Annotated in this window: 20 protein-coding genes and 2 tRNA genes; 13 read left to right on the forward strand and 9 right to left on the reverse strand. The window is 43.2% G+C overall.

Annotation, left to right across the window (positions count from 1 at the left end):
• The first annotated feature begins 20 nt into the window (after positions 1-20).
• From RT064_RS02615 to panD, 9 genes are all read left to right on the forward strand, one after another.
• Positions 21-779, forward strand: coding sequence for a DpnI domain-containing protein (locus RT064_RS02615; RefSeq protein ID WP_313061103.1), 759 nt, complete (start codon positions 21-23; stop codon positions 777-779).
• A gap of 16 nt (positions 780-795) precedes the next feature.
• Positions 796-969, forward strand: a complete 174-nt coding sequence (locus RT064_RS02620) for a hypothetical protein (RefSeq protein WP_313061104.1) — start codon at positions 796-798, stop codon at positions 967-969.
• A 129-nt stretch (positions 970-1098) separates the two neighbouring features.
• Positions 1099-2004, forward strand: coding sequence for a 4-(cytidine 5'-diphospho)-2-C-methyl-D-erythritol kinase (gene ispE / locus RT064_RS02625; RefSeq protein WP_313061107.1), 906 nt, complete (start codon positions 1099-1101; stop codon positions 2002-2004).
• Between the two features lie 99 nt (positions 2005-2103).
• A tRNA-Gln gene (locus RT064_RS02630) sits at positions 2104-2179 on the forward strand.
• Positions 2180-2302: 123 nt separating this feature from the next.
• A tRNA-Gln gene (locus tag RT064_RS02635) sits at positions 2303-2378 on the forward strand.
• A 128-nt stretch (positions 2379-2506) separates the two neighbouring features.
• Positions 2507-3457, forward strand: coding sequence for a ribose-phosphate pyrophosphokinase (locus RT064_RS02640; protein WP_007117244.1), 951 nt, complete (start codon positions 2507-2509; stop codon positions 3455-3457).
• A gap of 273 nt (positions 3458-3730) precedes the next feature.
• Positions 3731-4456, forward strand: a complete 726-nt coding sequence (locus RT064_RS02645; RefSeq protein ID WP_309575487.1) for a 50S ribosomal protein L25/general stress protein Ctc — start codon at positions 3731-3733, stop codon at positions 4454-4456.
• Between the two features lie 37 nt (positions 4457-4493).
• Complete coding sequence (gene pth, locus RT064_RS02650; RefSeq protein ID WP_159675796.1) at positions 4494-5081, forward strand: aminoacyl-tRNA hydrolase; 588 nt, start codon at positions 4494-4496, stop codon at positions 5079-5081.
• A gap of 214 nt (positions 5082-5295) precedes the next feature.
• The gene (panD, locus tag RT064_RS02655; protein WP_313061116.1) at positions 5296-5676 is read left to right on the forward strand and encodes an aspartate 1-decarboxylase; all 381 of its coding nucleotides are present in this window, start codon (positions 5296-5298) and stop codon (positions 5674-5676) included.
• Between the two features lie 309 nt (positions 5677-5985).
• Here the strand turns inward: panD and RT064_RS02660 are convergent, their stop codons facing one another.
• Entirely contained in the window at positions 5986-6612 is a 627-nt protein-coding gene (locus RT064_RS02660; RefSeq protein ID WP_313061119.1) for a superoxide dismutase, read from the reverse strand.
• 529 nt (positions 6613-7141) lie between these two features.
• On the opposite strand from RT064_RS02660, the gene rdgB reads away from it, so the two are divergent.
• The 4 genes from rdgB to clpX all read left to right on the forward strand — a co-directional run bounded on the left by rdgB (position 7142) and on the right by clpX (position 11629).
• On the forward strand, positions 7142-7792 hold the full coding sequence (gene rdgB, locus RT064_RS02665; protein WP_313061123.1) for an RdgB/HAM1 family non-canonical purine NTP pyrophosphatase: 651 nt from the start codon (positions 7142-7144) through the stop codon (positions 7790-7792).
• A 303-nt stretch (positions 7793-8095) separates the two neighbouring features.
• Complete coding sequence (tig, locus tag RT064_RS02670) at positions 8096-9463, forward strand: trigger factor (protein ID WP_313061126.1); 1368 nt, start codon at positions 8096-8098, stop codon at positions 9461-9463.
• 151 nt (positions 9464-9614) lie between these two features.
• Complete coding sequence (clpP, locus tag RT064_RS02675; protein ID WP_007117251.1) at positions 9615-10289, forward strand: ATP-dependent Clp endopeptidase proteolytic subunit ClpP; 675 nt, start codon at positions 9615-9617, stop codon at positions 10287-10289.
• A 56-nt stretch (positions 10290-10345) separates the two neighbouring features.
• The gene (gene clpX / locus RT064_RS02680) at positions 10346-11629 is read left to right on the forward strand and encodes an ATP-dependent protease ATP-binding subunit ClpX (RefSeq protein ID WP_313061128.1); all 1284 of its coding nucleotides are present in this window, start codon (positions 10346-10348) and stop codon (positions 11627-11629) included.
• A 50-nt stretch (positions 11630-11679) separates the two neighbouring features.
• Here clpX and RT064_RS02685 read toward each other — a convergent pair whose 3' ends face one another.
• The 8 genes from RT064_RS02685 to RT064_RS02720 form a co-directional block, all read right to left on the reverse strand.
• Complete coding sequence (locus RT064_RS02685) at positions 11680-12204, reverse strand: hypothetical protein (RefSeq protein ID WP_313061131.1); 525 nt, start codon at positions 12202-12204, stop codon at positions 11680-11682.
• Between the two features lie 17 nt (positions 12205-12221).
• The gene (locus tag RT064_RS02690) at positions 12222-12809 is read right to left on the reverse strand and encodes an HD domain-containing protein (RefSeq protein WP_313061133.1); all 588 of its coding nucleotides are present in this window, start codon (positions 12807-12809) and stop codon (positions 12222-12224) included.
• 36 nt (positions 12810-12845) lie between these two features.
• Entirely contained in the window at positions 12846-13421 is a 576-nt protein-coding gene (locus tag RT064_RS02695) for a hydrolase (protein WP_313061135.1), read from the reverse strand.
• A gap of 90 nt (positions 13422-13511) precedes the next feature.
• The gene (locus tag RT064_RS02700) at positions 13512-14054 is read right to left on the reverse strand and encodes a hypothetical protein (protein ID WP_313061136.1); all 543 of its coding nucleotides are present in this window, start codon (positions 14052-14054) and stop codon (positions 13512-13514) included.
• A 114-nt stretch (positions 14055-14168) separates the two neighbouring features.
• A complete protein-coding gene (locus tag RT064_RS02705) occupies positions 14169-14426 on the reverse strand; it encodes a YfhL family 4Fe-4S dicluster ferredoxin (protein WP_007117256.1) in 258 nt (85 codons plus the stop codon).
• Between the two features lie 22 nt (positions 14427-14448).
• On the reverse strand, positions 14449-14868 hold the full coding sequence (locus RT064_RS02710; protein WP_313061139.1) for a hypothetical protein: 420 nt from the start codon (positions 14866-14868) through the stop codon (positions 14449-14451).
• A gap of 43 nt (positions 14869-14911) precedes the next feature.
• Positions 14912-16357 carry a prephenate-dependent tRNA uridine(34) hydroxylase TrhP gene (trhP, locus tag RT064_RS02715; RefSeq protein ID WP_313061141.1) on the reverse strand — a complete coding sequence of 482 codons (1446 nt, stop codon included), beginning with the start codon at positions 16355-16357 and terminating at the stop codon, positions 14912-14914.
• Between the two features lie 110 nt (positions 16358-16467).
• Positions 16468-16938 carry a flavodoxin family protein gene (locus RT064_RS02720; RefSeq protein ID WP_313061144.1) on the reverse strand — a complete coding sequence of 157 codons (471 nt, stop codon included), beginning with the start codon at positions 16936-16938 and terminating at the stop codon, positions 16468-16470.
• Between the last annotated feature and the right edge of the window lie 34 nt (positions 16939-16972).

Here is a 16972-nt window from a genome sequence, read left to right on the forward strand (position 1 = left end):
AATAAATTATGCACCTATTCTTGGATAAAAATCTTGCGGCAAATTATCAAAGTCCGTCACAAGTAGCCAGAGTGTTAACCGAAAGTTGGCTACAACAAAATATTTATTGCCCCAGTTGCGGCAATGAAGCTATTGAATCATTTCAAAATAATCAACCTGTTGCCGATTTCTTCTGCTCACAATGCCATGAAGAATACGAATTAAAAAGCAAACAAGGCACAAGTATAGGCAATAAAGTGGCTGATGGTGCGTATCATACGATGTTTGAGCGAATTGCTGCCCAGAACAATCCCAGTTTTTTCTTTTTGTGCTATCGTAAAACGGATTTGGCGGTACAGCATCTCATAGTTATCCCTAAGCATTTTTTTACACCAAATATGATTATGCCACGTGCCAAAGGCTTGCCGACTCGACCCAACTACATCATGTGCTCAATGGATATCAGCCAACTGCCTACAAGTGGTAAGATTTCTTTAGTGACCAATGGCAATATCGTTGCCAAAGACACAGTCATTGAGCAATGGCAACAACATTTATTTTTACGTCAAACCACTGCCAAGCAAAAAGGTTGGCTGTTGGCAATTATGCAATGTGTTGAAAAGCTGCCTAATCCCAATTTTACCCTCAAAGATATTTATGCCTACGCGCCAATACTTGCCAAACAATTTCCAAGCAATCAACATATTCATGCTAAAATTCGCCAACAATTACAAATTTTAAGAGACAAACATCTCATTGAATTTCTGGGTAACGGCAACTATCGCAAAATACCATCTTAAAATTTGAGAAACAGCAATGACACTATTTATCCAGATAACTGATTTTAAAAAGATTGCCCAATGTGAATTTGAAAACTTTTATGCCAGTTATATCGACTTTGACCAACAACAATGGCAGTTTATACAGCGCCCGAATGAAGAAAGCGAACGAAAAAAGCAACGTAGAAATTTCTTATTTGTTGCAATTTGATAGAATAGACCATAGTGACTATGTTGAGATTTTTCATAATGGCATGGATGAAGCGTTTATCCAAAACAATATTCTAAATGTTATTCAAAGCCATCTGCCTAATGTTCATTACTATTTTGACTAAAATTTATGCCGACCCTTACCCAACAATCCCCTGCCAAAATCAATCTATTTTTACATATTACCGGTAAACGCCCCGACGGCTATCACAATCTACAAACCGTATTTCGGCTGATAGATTTGTACGATACGCTCACTTTTAGTCATACGGATAAAACCATTGGCGACAACTTGCCCGTCACCCTGTCCAATGCCGAGCACGTCACCGACAACCCTGCCGACAATCTGATTGTTAAAGCTGCCATTGCCTTATTAGCCTTTGCCAAAAATCATCAAATCTTGAGTGACTCGCAAATCGCCCAATTACCGATTGTTGATATTCACCTCGATAAAAACATTCCGATGGGGGCAGGTTTGGGCGGGGGTTCGTCTAATTGTGCGACAGCCCTGATGACGCTCAATACCTTATGGCAACTAGGATTGAGCAATGAGCAGCTACGCCTCATCGGCGCAAAACTGGGCGCGGATGTACCGATATTTATTTTTGGCAAAGATGCCATTGCTGAAGGCATTGGTGAGATTTTAACGCCGATTGATTTGCCTGCGCAGCAATTTTTATTGTTAAAACCTGATGCCCATATCAGCACGGCTGAACTGTTCGCCCATCCACTGCTAAAACGGGACTGTGCAAGCCTTTCTCATGACTATTTGCAAAGCCATTGTCATGCCTTTACCAATGAGTTAACCGATGGCTTTACCAATGTTTTTGAACCTGTGGTATGTGCCTTATCTGCAGATGTCAAAGCCGCGATGAATGTTTTAAAGACGCTTGCCGCCACCGCCCACACCACACCACGCATGACGGGCTCAGGGAGTTGTGTGTTTTTGCCAGTACCTAGCGATGCTGATAACAACACCATCAAACACTGGCTACAGTCCTCACCTTTTCAGGCGTATTGGGTGCATACGCTGTAACAAAATTTTGAGAAATCAACAATTGCAAAAATTTTGATGTTTATGCCCAAAAAAAGCTTGCAATTTTATGTTTTTTGGTTAAAATATCGCTTCCAATATAGGGGTATCGCCAAGTTGGTAAGGCACCAGGTTTTGATCCTGGCATCCGTTGGTTCGAGTCCAGCTACCCCTGCCATATTCAAAGATGTACAGATTTTCTTGTGCATCACGTAGTAAAAATTTTGTCATAAAATCTGCGCTGTTCAAGACATTTTACATTGACAAAATCGCCTAAAATCGGTATAGTTCGCACCGTCACAGGGGTATCGCCAAGTTGGTAAGGCACCAGGTTTTGATCCTGGCATTCGTTGGTTCGAGTCCAGCTACCCCTGCCATTTTCTTTACTAACCCATTTTTAGTAGTTGACGTAATGACGTTTTTCTCATCCTAATTGTAAAAGTTAGTTGATGAGTTTTTTTTGTTTGATGAAACCGTCGTTTGTCTAGAAAAATAGGACTCGCATATGCCTTATTTGGCAATTTTTACCGGAAATGCCCATCCAGAATTGGCAAAAAATGTCACCAATCACTTACATATTCCGCTAGGACGTGCCGATGTGACGCGTTTTTCGGATGGTGAAGTCGCGGTTGAAATCCAAGAAAATGTACGTGGTAAAGACGTCTTTATCCTACAATCAACTTGCTCACCGACCAATGACAATTTGATGGAAATCATGGTAATGGCCGATGCCTTGCGCCGTGCCAGTGCAGGTCGTATTACGGCAGTGATGCCCTATTTTGGTTATGCGCGTCAAGACCGTCGTCCTCGCTCAGCGCGTGTCCCTATCTCAGCAAAAGTGGTCGCTGATATGCTCAATATCGTGAGCATTGACCGTGTCGTTACGGTGGATTTGCACTCAGACCAGATTCAAGGTTTTTTTGATATCCCGGTAGACAATATTTACGGTACGCCGGTTTTATTTAAAGATTTACGTGAGCAAAAATACGATAACTTGATGGTGGTATCCCCTGACGTGGGCGGTGTGGTGCGTGCCCGGGCGATGGCAAAACAGTTAGGCGATGCCGATATGGCCATTATTGATAAACGCCGCGCCAAAGCCAACGAATCAGAAGTGATGCATATCATCGGTGATGTTAAAGACCGCGATTGCGTGATTATTGATGATATGGTGGATACCGCAGGTACCCTGTGTAAAGCCGCTGCCGCATTAAAAGAACGTGGCGCGCGCCGTGTGGTGGGTTACATCACTCACCCAGTATTGTCAGGTAAAGCAATCCAAACAATTGCAGCGTCAGTACTTGATGAACTTGTCGTAACCGATACTATTCCACTGTCAGATGCGGCAAAAAACACGGGCAAAATTCGCCAAGTGACTATTGCCCCTATGCTGGCTGAAGCGCTACGTCGTATCAACAATGAAGAATCATTGAGTGCGATGTTTGACATTATGTAGGTGATTTTAGGCAATGTTAGCTATCATGTAAGATGCGGGCTTATTGATTCCGTCCATGTTGCTATTGTTAACTTGCTGTTTGCAAAATAATTGTTAAAGTTTTGCCATTTTTTTGAAAAATGGCATATAACGCATAAATTGGTCGCAAATTTATGCTTTTTTTCACTCGCTAGTCACTTGCCAATCTTTTTAACTAAAGCTTTGTAAGTAAAGGCAAAAAGCCAAGTCATACTGACAAGGTATCCTTAACTAGCCTAACCCAAGGAAACTCCCATGAGTAACCAAACTTTTGAATTAAACGCTGTCGTACGTGGCGATGAGTTACAAGGTAAAGGTGCGAGCCGCCGCCTTCGTAAACAAAACCTAGTACCAGCAATCGTATACGGTGCAGACAAAGAGCCAGCCTCTATTGCTATCCGTTACAATGAATTGATTAAATCACTTGAAACAGAAAGTTTCTTCTCTCACATTTTGACCATCAACGTAGAAGGTCAAGGTACGGAAGAAGTGGTGATTAAAGCATTACAACGTCATCCAGCCAAAAACACCCCACTGCACGCTGACTTCCAGCGTATCGTCCGTGGTCAAGCGATGCACATCACTGTTCCTGTACACTATGTAGGCGCTGAAGATGCACCAGGTCATAAAGCAGGCGGTATCTTTGTATCGAATGCCACTGAACTTGAAATCACTGCCATTCCTTCAAAAATCCCAGAATACTTGACAGTCGATGTATCTGGCATGAACGTCGGTGATTCGATTCACTTGTTAGATATCCAGTTACCTGAAGGCGTTGCCATTCGTGAGCTTGAAGTGACTGAACCGTTTAACCGTACCGTAGCTACTATGCAAGCGCCAACGGTGGAAGTTGAAGAGCCAATCGAGCCAGAAGCAAATGAAGAAGCTGCCGGTACTCGTGATCCTGAAGGTGACGAAGAAGCACGTAAGCTTCAAGCACAAGATGATACCCATGATGCTCCAAAATCTGATGATGAATAATCATTTATCATTTGCCGCTTAAGTTGGAATAATCAGCGTGTCAAAACTGAAACTGATTGTCGGACTTGGCAACCCAGGTCAGCAGTATGCCCAAACACGGCATAATGCTGGCTTTTGGTTTGTGGAGCGTATAAGCGAGACGTTTAACATCACCATGACGTTGGATAAAAAATTTCATGGTTTGGTTGGACGTGGCGTAGTGTATGGCATGGATATACGCTTATTGTTACCGCATACTTTTATGAATAAATCAGGGGAAGCGGTGGTGCCGATGGTGAATTTCTATGGCATCCACAATGACGAACTGCTGATTGTTCATGATGAGCTTGACCTTGATGTGGGTCGTATGCGCTTAAAAACAGGCGGTGGTCATGGCGGTCATAACGGACTGCGTGATATCGTCCCGCATATCGGCGCGGATTTTCACCGTTTACGTTTGGGGATTGGTCATCCAGGACATAAGTCCAAAGTATCGGGTTATGTGCTTGGCAAACCGACCGCTGATGAGCAAATCGCATTTGACAGTATGCTAGATGCTGCCATGCGTACCCTGCCCGATTTGGTGACAGGTGACTTAGCCAAAGCCCAGCAAGCCATCAATAGTTTTAAACTACCTAATGCCTAACGTTAACCAAAGGACAAGATTGATAAATCTTAGGGTCTATCCTTGAACTTTTATTTTCCTTCCATATATTGATTGCAAGATGGATGAATTTCTCACCTGATATTTCAATCATGTTTAACTTTTATCGAGTTGGTTAATAGCCTCTCATGACTAGCCTGCTCACTTTTACCACAATGACGCCTATCGCGTTAACCTGACAAGGTAAGGAACGATCATGTTATTAACCCTATTAAAAGCCAAACTTCACCGCGCACGTGTGACCCATTGTGAGCTTCACTACGAAGGTTCATGTGGCATTGATAGCGAGTTACTCGACTTGGCGGGCATCCGTGAGAATGAATCAATCGACATTTACAATGTCAACAACGGTAAACGTTTCCGCACCTATGCGATTCGTGCAGAAGCAGGCTCAAAAATGATTTCGCTCAACGGGGCAGCCGCTCACATGGCAGATTTAGGCGATGTAGTGATTATCGCTGCTTATGCGCAAGTGGATGAGAAAGAAGCCGACAACCATCATCCACGCTTGGTTTACCTTGACGAAGGTAATATTGTTAAAGACACTGCCAACGTGATTCCTGTACAAGTTTCTTAACACAGCTTTATCGTCACCAAAAATTTGCAAATAAATTAGGCGAGTCATTGAATACTCGCCTTTTTGTGGTCTATATTTTTTATTTAAACAATGCGTTTGGCTGATGCCTAAATTGATGGGTGGGTTTAAGCGTAAATTTTACCTTACCAGTTTGCTTGCGATAAGTCAGGTAGCATCCGTGGACAGGTAGCAGAAAGCTGAATAAATAATTAACAACATTTTATTTTTAGTGTCTGTTAATAAAAAAAAGCCGAAATTGATTCGGCTTTTTTAAAAAATTAAAGGGCTTAAAGAAGCAAAAATAGGCGATTATTTTTCTACGCCAGCTTCTTGACCTTTGTATTTGGCGTTTGCGTAATCCCAGTTGACCAATTTGTCTAGGAATGTGTCAACGTAGTCTGGACGACGATTACGATAGTCGATGTAATAAGCATGTTCCCACACGTCACATGTCAATACCGCAACTTGGTTATGCGCTAACGGGGTATCTGCGTTTGCCGTTTTGGTGATTGATAATTGACCACCCACGCTGTCAGCCACTAACCATGCCCAACCTGAACCAAATTGGCTTACAGCCGCGTTTTTGAATTCTTCACGGAATTTTGCATACGAACCAAACGCTTCTTCGATTTTGGCTTTTAGATCGCCTGTTGGCTCACCGCCACCATTGGCAGTTAGGCAGTTCCAGTAGAAGGTATGGTTCCAAACTTGTGCCGCTTGGTTAAAGATGGTCGCTTTGCTGCTATCACCTGCGGTGGCTTTGATGATTTCATCAAGCTCTTTACCTTCAAGCCCTGAACCTGGTAGTAGTTCATTTAGTTTGTTGACATACGCTGCATGGTGTTTGTCATGGTGAAATTCTAGGGTTTCTGCGCTGATATGAGGCTCAAGCGCGTTTTTGGCGTATGGTAAATCTGGTAATGTAATTTGTGACATATTATTTTCCTTTTTCCTTCGCTATTGTTGTGATGACTTTATGATAAAAGTGACCACATGCCATTTGTGTGATAAAAGCTTTGTATTAAAAGCGCAGATATCAAAACCATATCCGAAATGGCAAGTTGGCTGGGTTTATGTTATTTAGTTTATGTTATTTATCTATGCTTTATCAAGGATTAAAAAAGCTCACCAATTTTACTATCATTAGCTTTGTTTATTAACCTTGCTATCATTAGCCTTGATAATATCCTCATAACACATGGGTTATTTTGCCATAAAAATTGGCAGAATTTAACCGTTTCTATAGTGGAGATTTACTATCTTGTGGAGTAAAAATCAATGAGTGCATGCTAATAAGCTGATTTTTAACCCGTTACTTGCTATTTGATGATAGCAAATTACTCAAAAAAAACTGTAGTGGTTTGGTATAAGGCTTTTGCAACGTGAGTATTTGCAGCGCGAGCCACTGCCAACTATGCTATGATAAGGTTAAGTTTTTTATGCAAAATACACACAGTGGGTCTGTATGTCAGTTTCTATCCCCAATCAACTATTTCCTACCCGCCAGTTAGTCCTCGCCAGTAATAACCAAGGCAAACTCGCGGAATTCAAGCAATTATTTGAACAAGCCAATCTTGAGATAACCGTCATCCCACAAGGGCAATTGGGCATCGAGGATGCGGTTGAAGATGGACTTAGTTTTATTGAAAATGCGCTGATTAAAGCCCGTCATGCCAGCCGTATTAGCGGACTGCCTGCGATTGCTGATGATTCGGGTTTATGTGTACCTATTTTGGGCGGTCAACCCGGAATTTATTCTGCGCGTTTTGCCCAAGATGAAGCCAACTTTAGCGAGCATAAAGACTTAGCCAATAACCAAAAATTATTGCGGCTTCTTGCACCACACAGACACACGAATGAGCCAATTATCGGGCAGTTTGTTTGCGTGTTGGCACTCGTGCGCCATGCTGATGACCCGCTACCCATCATTGCACAAGGGATTTGGCAAGGTGAAATCTTGCCAGCCCCGCAAGGTGAGCTTGGTTTTGGTTATGACCCGTTATTTTGGGTGCCAAGCGTACAAAAAAGCGCTGCCGAGATGCAAAAGACCGATAAAAACCGCATCAGTCATCGCGGGCAAGCGATGCAGCAACTACTAATGCAATTGATTAAGTAAAAGTGCAATTGATGAAGTAAAGGTTTTCAACTCACCCTCTTGCAGATAGACAAGGTGTGACTGCTAAAGTAGTCGATACAGAGATTTTACAGCAACAATTTTTTTACTTTATGTGGCGATTAATTTATACTATACCACTTTCGGTTAATTTTTGCCTTTTAGCATGCGTTAACCCACAGATTTTGGATTGCGTATTTTATAGGCTTTTTTCGATCACCTTAAAAGCCTGATAACTTATCGCTATTTACCCTTATGAGTGGCACCCACGCTGCTCTTTTTTGATATTTTATGGAAGGTTTTGTTATGTCAAATTCAAATGTGTCAGATTCAACAGTTACTAACTTAGAAGTAACTACCAACAAAAAATCAAACCTTGAAACCCAACTCACGGTTAAAGTACCTGTGTCGACCATTCAAGGTCGTGTGGAAAAACGCATCAATCAAGTGGCAAAAACCGCTAAAATCGACGGTTTTCGTAAAGGTAAAGTGCCTGTATCGCACATTCGCGCCCAATATGGCGCAGGTATCCAACAAGAAGTCATCAATGACGTGATTCGCGATACCGTATTTGATGCGATTCGTCAAGAAAACATCCGCGCCGTGGGTATGCCAAACATTGATGACGTGAAACTTGAAAACGACTTTTTGATTTATCAAGCAACGGTTGAAGTATTTCCAGAAGTAGAAGTTCAAGGGTTATCAGACATCGAAGTTGAGCGTCAAGTTGCCAACGTGGGCGACGCAGATGTTGACACCATGATTGAAAACCTACAAAAACAACGCCAAACTTACGTTGCCAAAGAGGATGCCGCAGCTGAAGGCGACCAAGTCAAGTTTGACTTTGAAGGTTCAATCGACGGTGAAAAATTTGAAGGTGGTAGCGCGCAAGACTTTAGCCTAGTATTAGGCAGTGGTCGTATGATTCCAGGTTTTGAAGATGGTATCAAAGGCATGAAAGCAGGCGAAGAAAAAACCATCGACGTGACGTTCCCAGAAGATTACCAAGCCGAAAACCTACAAGGCAAACAAGCACAGTTCAAAATCAACGTCAAATCAGTTGAGCAATCACAATTACCAGAATTGAACGACGAGTTCTTTGAAGCATTTGGGGTAACAGAAGGCGGCTTAGACAAACTAAAAGCAGACGTGCGTAAAAACATGGAACGCGAAGTAAAAAGCGCTGCGCGTAACCAAGTGAAAGAAGCGGCATTTAACGCCTTACTTGAAAAAAATGAAATCGACGTACCTGCATCGATGCTTGAGCAAGAAATCGATCGCCAACGCAGCATGATGTTAAACCGTTTTGCCCAGCAGTTTGGTGCCGATCCTAAAACTTTTAATAAAGATATGCTACCAAACGAATTGTTTGAAGAGCAAGCCCTGCGTGCTGCCCGTCTTGGTATCATCGTTTCGAGCCTGATTGAGTCAAACAAACTTGAAGTTGACCAAGAACGTGTGACCAAATATATCAACGAAATGGCAGAAAACTACGAAGATCCAAACGAAGTTATCGACTATTACACCAACAATGCGCAAGAACGTGCCAACATCGAAGCGGTAGTGTTAGAAGACCAAGTGGTCGATCATATCTTGTCTCAAGGTAAAGTAACGGACACTGAAGTATCTTACCAAGACTTACTGGCTAGCCAACAACAACAAGCGATGATGTAATAATTAGCTTAATCCATTCTTACGCATTTAAGCTTAGATATTTAAGCTTAGGCATTTAAGAATGTATTTTTAGTCAGCTTATTAACTTGTTTTTATGCCAATTGCCCTTATAAACGATAAGGGCTTTTGCATATTTAAAAAGGACAATAACATGTTAGAAAAATTCTTGGACTCGCCTTTCGCGACGAGTCAAATCCAAAATACCGTAACCCGTGACGTGTTGTCACCACAAAGTGCTTTAGTACCTATGGTGGTCGAGCAATCAGCTCGCGGTGAGCGCTCATTTGACATCTATTCACGCCTATTACGTGAGCGTGTGGTGTTCTTAGCCGGTCAAGTTGAAGACCACATGGCGAATTTAATTGTCGCCCAGTTGTTGTTCCTAGAAGCGGAAAATCCAGAAAAAGACATTCACTTATACATCAATTCACCAGGTGGCTCTGTGAGTGCAGGTCTTGCCGTGTTTGACACCATGAACTTTATCCAGCCACAAGTGTCAACGATTTGTATGGGCGGTGCTTATAGCATGGGTTCATTCTTATTGGCTGCGGGTGAAAAAGGTAAACGATATGCCTTAGCCAATGCGCGTGTGATGATTCACCAACCGTCAGGTGGGGCACAAGGTCAAGCGACCGATATTGAAATCAATGCGCGTGAAATCCTAAAAATCCGTGAACGCTTGAATAAAATCTTGGCAGAACGTACCGGTCAGCCACTTGAGAAAATCGCCCGTGATGTCGAGCGTGACTATTGGTTAGATGCCCAAGAAGCCAAAGAATACGGTTTGATTGATGAAGTATTAGAAAAACGTCCAAGCATTGCTTAATAGGTTACACAATCACAAAGCAATTGAGACAAGCATAATTTTAGGAGCGTTTTTTTATGTCAAAAAATGACATTGAGCCACACTGCTCGTTTTGTGGTAAAGCCAAACACGAAGTCAAAAAGCTAATTGCAGGTCAAGACGCCAATATCTGTAATGAGTGTATTGAACTGTGCGATGATTTAATCGCCGAATCAAAGTCATCGGGTAGCAATGGTAGTGATACCGATGAGCGTGACAACTGGGCAGCGCGCAAATTGCCAACCCCCAAAGAAATCCGCAGCCACTTAGATGAGTATGTCATCGGTCAAGATAAAGCCAAAAAAACTTTGGCAGTCGCGGTTTACAACCATTACAAACGCTTAAAGGTCAGTGAAAAACTGAGTGAAGATAAGGCGTTGACGACACTTGGCGCTGAAGATGCGATGGTTGAGCTATCAAAAAGTAACATTTTGCTGATTGGTCCAACGGGATCTGGTAAAACCTTACTGGCACAGACCCTGGCTCGCCTACTTGATGTCCCATTTGCGCTCGCCGATGCCACAACCTTGACCGAAGCGGGTTATGTCGGTGAAGACGTGGAAAACATCGTACAAAAACTGTTACAAGCGGCAGAGTTTGATGTCGAGAGGGCGCAAAAAGGCATTATCTATATCGATGAAATTGATAAAATCAGCCGTAAAAGCGAAAACCCTTCGATTACCCGTGATGTGTCCGGTGAAGGCGTACAGCAAGCGCTGTTGAAACTAATTGAAGGTACGGTTGCCAATATTCCACCGCAAGGTGGTCGTAAGCACCCAAACCAAGAGATGATTCAGGTCGATACCAGTAATATCTTGGTGATTTGTGGCGGTGCGTTTGCCGGTCTCGACAATGTCATTCAACAGCGTACCGAAAAAACTGGTATCGGCTTTAACGCTGAGGTAAAAGCCAAAGACAGCGGCAAAAAAACCGGTGAATTGTTCAAGCAAGTCGAGCCAGAAGATTTGATTAAATTTGGTCTGATTCCAGAGTTAATTGGTCGTCTGCCTGTGGTTGCAACGCTGGAAGAATTGGATGAAGAAGCGTTGGTACAAATCCTAACTGAGCCAAAAAATGCGCTGGTCAAACAATACGAATACTTGTTTGAGATGGAAAATGCGAAGTTATCGTTTACCGATGATGCGCTAGTCGCGATTGCCAAACAAGCCTTAAAGCGTCGTACCGGTGCTCGCGGTCTACGCTCCATTGTTGAAAATGCGCTGCTCGATACCATGTATGAACTGCCTTCAATGACACCTGGCAAAACCGTTACGGTCAATGCGGCAGTGATTAATGATAACCAATCGCCAGAGATTGTTTGATACTGCTTGAGTTAAAAAAACGTGCCACAGCAGCACGTTTTTTATTTGGCTTAATCGGTACGAAAATCATTGTGGTGGTAAGGCGTGCAAATCTCGAAGGACTTATTCTCTAATTGTAAACACGCCAACCTGTCTGTCATTTGATTAGGCAATAATTCAGTATGATTGCCCCAAAATTCTTCCGAGTTCATCACACGGTAATCTTTTAGCCAGCGATTTTGACGAATTGCAGGTTGATTGTTAATGGTGGCAATACTAATTTGGTCATCACCCCTGTCTAGCTCTGAAGTAAAGGGCATCAAAATTTTATCGGTTTTGGACAGGTATTTACGCTGGGTGTCTTTGGCAAATGTTTTGATAGTTGTGCCATTGGGTAGCTTAAAATTTCGCTTCGTCCACCAAACTTTGCCCGTGGCAGCGGTGGCTATCATATTGCAAGCGAGTTTTTGCTGTAATTTATCGTGCCTAAAAAGATAGCATTGGGTTGATTTTGGGCCTAGCTTGTAAACTTCTGCATGGGTGATACTCATAAGACCTAAAGCCAACCCTAAAGCAATCGCTAATTTTTTAATCATATGACCACCTGCAGCATTTAATCTTCAATCAACCAACCCTGTTGTACCGCAATGGCAATTTGCTCAGTTATCCAGTCGTGAATCTCGGGAAAGTCCTGTCTGATAAATGCTTGGGCGGCTTGGACTTGGGAGCGCTTGACCTGATGATCTGTCCATGCACCGCCATCTGTCACCATATTGAGCATAAAGGGCAATAGCCTATCTACCACTTTAAGTAGTTTGCTTTCAGCACTATGGCCTGTTTCTTGCTCATCCCATAGCATTAATAATTCTGGAACGGGGTTGCCCATCATCGCTGTCAGTTTTTCTACACCAATGCGCTCATCCACATGCGCCTGCGAGCGTTTATCAGCGTATAAGAATGTGTCACCCGCGTCGATTTCACCCAAGTCATGAACCAGTGCCAGTTTGAGCAGTTTTTCATGATTGACATCCAGTTTGAAATGCTGCGCGACTGCCCAACACGCCATCGCCAAATGCCATGAATGCTCGGCTGAGTTTTCAAGACGGCGTGGCGTGTCTTTAGACAGTTGGGTAGTATAGTTGCGGCGGTTGACTGATTTTAAGGCATCCAATGCCAACAGATAATCAATAAGTGGTTGCATCAAATACCTCTTAATCGTGCATGGTCTGAGTCGTGTTCACTTGACTAGCGCTGAAATCGTTTTAAATGCGGGGTCTTCTGAGCTACGACACAACTCAAATAAAATCGCTTCGGTGGTGGTGACGACCGCACCGGCACGGCGCATACGACGAATCGCAATTTTACGGTCATAAAGGTCTCGCGAGCCCACGGCATCGGTGATAATGATGGGCTGCATACCGTTATCGAGTAAATCTAACGCCGTCTGCATGACACAGACATGAGTTTCTGTGCCAAATAAAATCACATTGTTGCGATTTTGCTGGGCGATATGATGCCAAGAGGTTGGCGTATCACAAGCGCTAAAGGTTGTTTTTTCAAACACTGGCGTATTTTTTTCAGATAGCAACTGCGTCAACTCTGGTAAGGTAGGCCCAAGTCCTTTGGGATATTGCTCATTAACCATAATGGGAATATTGAGCGCTTGTAGACCTTGAATCAAAATCGCTGTTTTTTTGAGTAATTTTCGATGCTCGGCAATATGGGGCGCAAGTTTTTCTTGTATATCAATCAGCATGGCTTGGCAGTCATTGCGCTCGATACGATAGGGTTTTGGGATAAATTTTGTTGTCATCTTCAGCTCCTTTGATGATGGTTCAACTTGGGTGGTTACAATCATTCGTAGGTCACGAATGCTATACTATACTCTATTAAAAAAACGCCATTAAAAATTCATGGCATCATCTGCGGTATCGACCACAGTTAACTGATAGTCCAAATACCCTAAATAGCCATAATGTCCTTTTTCACTGAGTTCCGCAACAATGGTGACGTCATCACAATGCACCTGATCGATAAGCTTGGTTTGATGACTGGCTTGATTGTCAGTAGGCGTTTTATTGGACTGATACAGTGATTGGATACGCAGTAATGGGTCATTGAGCGCATAGGTAGCGCCATCGGTGACAAAGGTTAAATACTCACCGACTTTGTGCACCTTACCTTTAAAATGCTGATTGGTGACAACCCCGCTAAATGCAGGGGTATATAAACGGCGCGCTTTATATTGCTGCTTGGCATATTGCCATGCGCCATAACTGCCTAGGACAGCAGTTGCGCCCGTTGCCGCTGTGGCTGTCACACCGACGCCAATGAGTTTAGCGACAACGTGACGCTTTTTAGCTTTGTTTTTTTGTTTGCGAGGCTGTGCTGAGCGCTTCGATTGTTGTGCTTGAGGCTCAGTCGCTTTGTTATTTTTTTTAAACATGAATGTCACTTTAAATGTTGTTTTTGATAAAAAATACCAGTAATCACTTCAAAAAAAATTGATTAACTTATAGTAAAATGTTTTGGCAACATTTACCGCAACTTTTTGTTAGTATTATTTTTGCCAAATTTGCTTATATTTTGCAAGCAGCTGTTCGGGCGATTCAGGGCGCTCATCATCTTTAATGATGCAGTCAATCGGACAGACTTTATCGCAGGTTGGCTCATCATAGAACCCGATGCACTCGGTACACAAGTCAGGGTTGATGACGTAAGTTTTTTGTACTTTATTGTCATAGCTAATAGCTTCATTTGGGCATTCAGGCTCACAAATGTCGCAATTGATACAGTCGGAAGTGATTTTTAATGCCATGTCTTGTAGTCTGTTTTTACCTTTAGCGATTAACGATTGACACCGCACTTAGGCGCCATACATTGTCATCTTGCATCCACAATTCCTGCATGACATTTGCCAGCGGTTCATGCTTATAATACAAAGTGATCATACATTCAGTGAGCGAGAAAAAGTGATAGCGAACACGGTCAGGCAATAGCGGTTGAGACTGCCAGTCTCGAGATTGCCATAAGCTGTGTAAAATCTCATGCCAGCTGTCGCGAGTGTGGATTGCTTTACCGTTAACGAACCGAAAGTTGTCCGCCAAAGTCGTCTCAATGACTTTAAAATCCTGTGATAAATATCCTTGGATAAACACATTACGGCGAAGTGCTAGGGCATCCTGCAATGCTTCAACATTCACCGCTTCAACAATCGTTGAAATTGTGTCTGATTTATTTTGCTGGTATGAGTGAACCACAAAAATTCCTTAACCTAACGCCTGATACCGCGACAACACTACCTTAGGTGAAAATTGGCTCACTGACGCTTTTCATGATTAACGCAAATTGCAACACATCATCCTGCATCTCTTTAAACGGATTGGCGATTTGACAAACCCAGCCAGAGCCTAAAGCGCCATCAATCGGCTCACCTTGTTTATTCCACATTTCTTTGAGTGGGTAGCTCAAATTACCCTGCGGCGTCATGATTTCGATGGTATCACCCACCATCAATTTGTTCTTAATTACCAAGGTTAAGCGCGTTGGAGTAATGTCGCTAATCTCGGCAACAAACTGCTGGTGGTCGGTTTTTGATGACCCATATTCATAGTTTTGGTAATCACTATGCACGTGGCGACGTAAAAAGCCTTCGGTATAGCCGCGATTGGCTAGCCCATCGAGTGCGGTGATTAAGCCTGTATCAAATGGTTTGCCAGCGGCGGCATCATCAATCGCTTGGCGGTACACTTGCGCGGTGCGCGCCACATAATAATGCGACTTGGTACGGCCTTCGATTTTGAGTGAGTGCACCCCCATATGGGTCAGCTCAGGCACTAGCTCAACGGCACGTAAGTCTTTAGAATTCATAATATAAGTGCCATGCTCATCTTCAAACATCGCCATCAATTCGCCTGGGCGACCTTGTTCTTCAATCAGTACCACTTCATCCGATGGCTGCTGTACATAGTCATCGCCCATCACCGCATCACCATTTAGATTGACAGTTTGAATGGCATCTTCTTGCGTGGCCTGAGTAGGAACAAAAACCTCTGGGCTATTGATAGCTTGGGCAACAGGCTGCGTGGTAGGCTGCGTAGGCACGATATCGCCTGTTTCGTTTTCTTCTGCTTTATAGGTGTTGTATGACCAGCGACAGGCATTGGTACAAGTGCCTTGGTTGGCGTCGCGTTTATTGATATAGCCAGAGAGCAAACAACGACCCGAATACGCCATACAAAGTGCCCCATGCACAAATACCTCAATTTCCATATCGGGTACTTCAGCGATGATTTGCTCGATTTCTTTGAGTGACAACTCGCGACTCAAAATCACGCGGCTGACGCCCATTTGTTTCCAAAACTTGACCGTTGCCCAGTTCACCGCGTTCGCCTGCACCGATAGGTGAATCACTTGCTCTGGAAAAGCTTCACGTACCATCATAATCATCCCAGCATCTGACATAATCAGCGCATCGGGTTTCATCTCAATCACAGGGCGGATGTCTTCGATAAAGGTTTTAAGTTTGGCATTATGCGCTTGGATATTGACCACGACATAAAACTGCTTGCCGAGTGAATGGGCGTAGGCAATCCCTTTGGCAAGGTTTTCCTCATCAAAATCATTATTGCGCACCCGCAAGCTATAGCGTGCTTGTCCCGCATATACGGCATCCGCGCCATAGGCAAATGCATATTGCATATTACGAAAAGTGCCAGCAGGGCATAAAAGTTCAGGCTTACGGGTCATAACTATCCTTACAGCGTGTCATACAATGTGAAATTGTTGATATTATAACAAATTTGATAATCACGCGGAAAAAAACTTGAGTAATTTACTCGGAAATCATGTTAAAGCGGTTATAAAATATTCAATGATAAACCCGCACAGACTGCCATGGTAAGCTCAGCGACTTGCTCATCAAATGCGCCTGACCATTCCCCTTTTAATACTAAAGGCGGTTGTATCCAGCGCCAACGCAATCCCGTAATGATACTCTCTACCGCGCGTTTGCTACCTGTACCGTCGAGCCCAGCACGGATATAACACGCCACAGGCAGTCCTTGTTTTTGCTCAAGCACGGGGTAATAAATTCGCTCAAAAAAATCCTTGGTTAGCCCCGCCATATAACCAAAATTTTCGGTTGTGCCAATGATAATGGCATCCGCTTCTAACACATCTTCCACTTGGGCTTGTAACGGTGTTTTAACAATCACAGTGACGTTATCAATATCCGCTAGCTGTGTGGCGGATTTTGCAACTTCTGCTAATCGCTGGGTATTATCTGATGGGGTATGTAATACCAATAGTAAATTTTTCATTTCACTCATATTGTACATCCTAAAATTTCATGATTACCCAATT

This window comes from Moraxella sp. CTOTU49097 (assembly GCF_032064105.1).
Classification (GTDB): Bacteria; Pseudomonadota; Gammaproteobacteria; order Pseudomonadales; family Moraxellaceae; genus Faucicola; species Faucicola osloensis_B.

Bases quoted from the DNA above. Each gene is read 5' to 3' on its own strand.
- RT064_RS02685 (WP_313061131.1), bottom strand. From the start codon at position 12,204: ATGATTAAAAAATTAGCGATTGCTTTAGGGTTGGCTTTAGGTCTTATG.
- RT064_RS02645 (WP_309575487.1), top strand. From the start codon at position 3,731: ATGAGTAACCAAACTTTTGAATTAAACGCTGTCGTACGTGGCGATGAG.
- RT064_RS02705 (WP_007117256.1), bottom strand. From the start codon at position 14,426: ATGGCATTAAAAATCACTTCCGACTGTATCAATTGCGACATTTGTGAG.
- clpP (WP_007117251.1), top strand. From the start codon at position 9,615: ATGTTAGAAAAATTCTTGGACTCGCCTTTCGCGACGAGTCAAATCCAA.
- ispE (WP_313061107.1), top strand. From the start codon at position 1,099: ATGCCGACCCTTACCCAACAATCCCCTGCCAAAATCAATCTATTTTTA.
- trhP (WP_313061141.1), bottom strand. From the start codon at position 16,357: ATGACCCGTAAGCCTGAACTTTTATGCCCTGCTGGCACTTTTCGTAAT.
- RT064_RS02720 (WP_313061144.1), bottom strand. From the start codon at position 16,938: ATGAGTGAAATGAAAAATTTACTATTGGTATTACATACCCCATCAGAT.
- RT064_RS02690 (WP_313061133.1), bottom strand. From the start codon at position 12,809: ATGCAACCACTTATTGATTATCTGTTGGCATTGGATGCCTTAAAATCA.
- RT064_RS02620 (WP_313061104.1), top strand. From the start codon at position 796: ATGACACTATTTATCCAGATAACTGATTTTAAAAAGATTGCCCAATGT.
- RT064_RS02700 (WP_313061136.1), bottom strand. From the start codon at position 14,054: ATGTTTAAAAAAAATAACAAAGCGACTGAGCCTCAAGCACAACAATCG.
- rdgB (WP_313061123.1), top strand. From the start codon at position 7,142: ATGTCAGTTTCTATCCCCAATCAACTATTTCCTACCCGCCAGTTAGTC.
- RT064_RS02640 (WP_007117244.1), top strand. From the start codon at position 2,507: ATGCCTTATTTGGCAATTTTTACCGGAAATGCCCATCCAGAATTGGCA.
- RT064_RS02695 (WP_313061135.1), bottom strand. From the start codon at position 13,421: ATGACAACAAAATTTATCCCAAAACCCTATCGTATCGAGCGCAATGAC.
- tig (WP_313061126.1), top strand. From the start codon at position 8,096: ATGTCAAATTCAAATGTGTCAGATTCAACAGTTACTAACTTAGAAGTA.
- clpX (WP_313061128.1), top strand. From the start codon at position 10,346: ATGTCAAAAAATGACATTGAGCCACACTGCTCGTTTTGTGGTAAAGCC.
- panD (WP_313061116.1), top strand. From the start codon at position 5,296: ATGTTATTAACCCTATTAAAAGCCAAACTTCACCGCGCACGTGTGACC.
- RT064_RS02660 (WP_313061119.1), bottom strand. From the start codon at position 6,612: ATGTCACAAATTACATTACCAGATTTACCATACGCCAAAAACGCGCTT.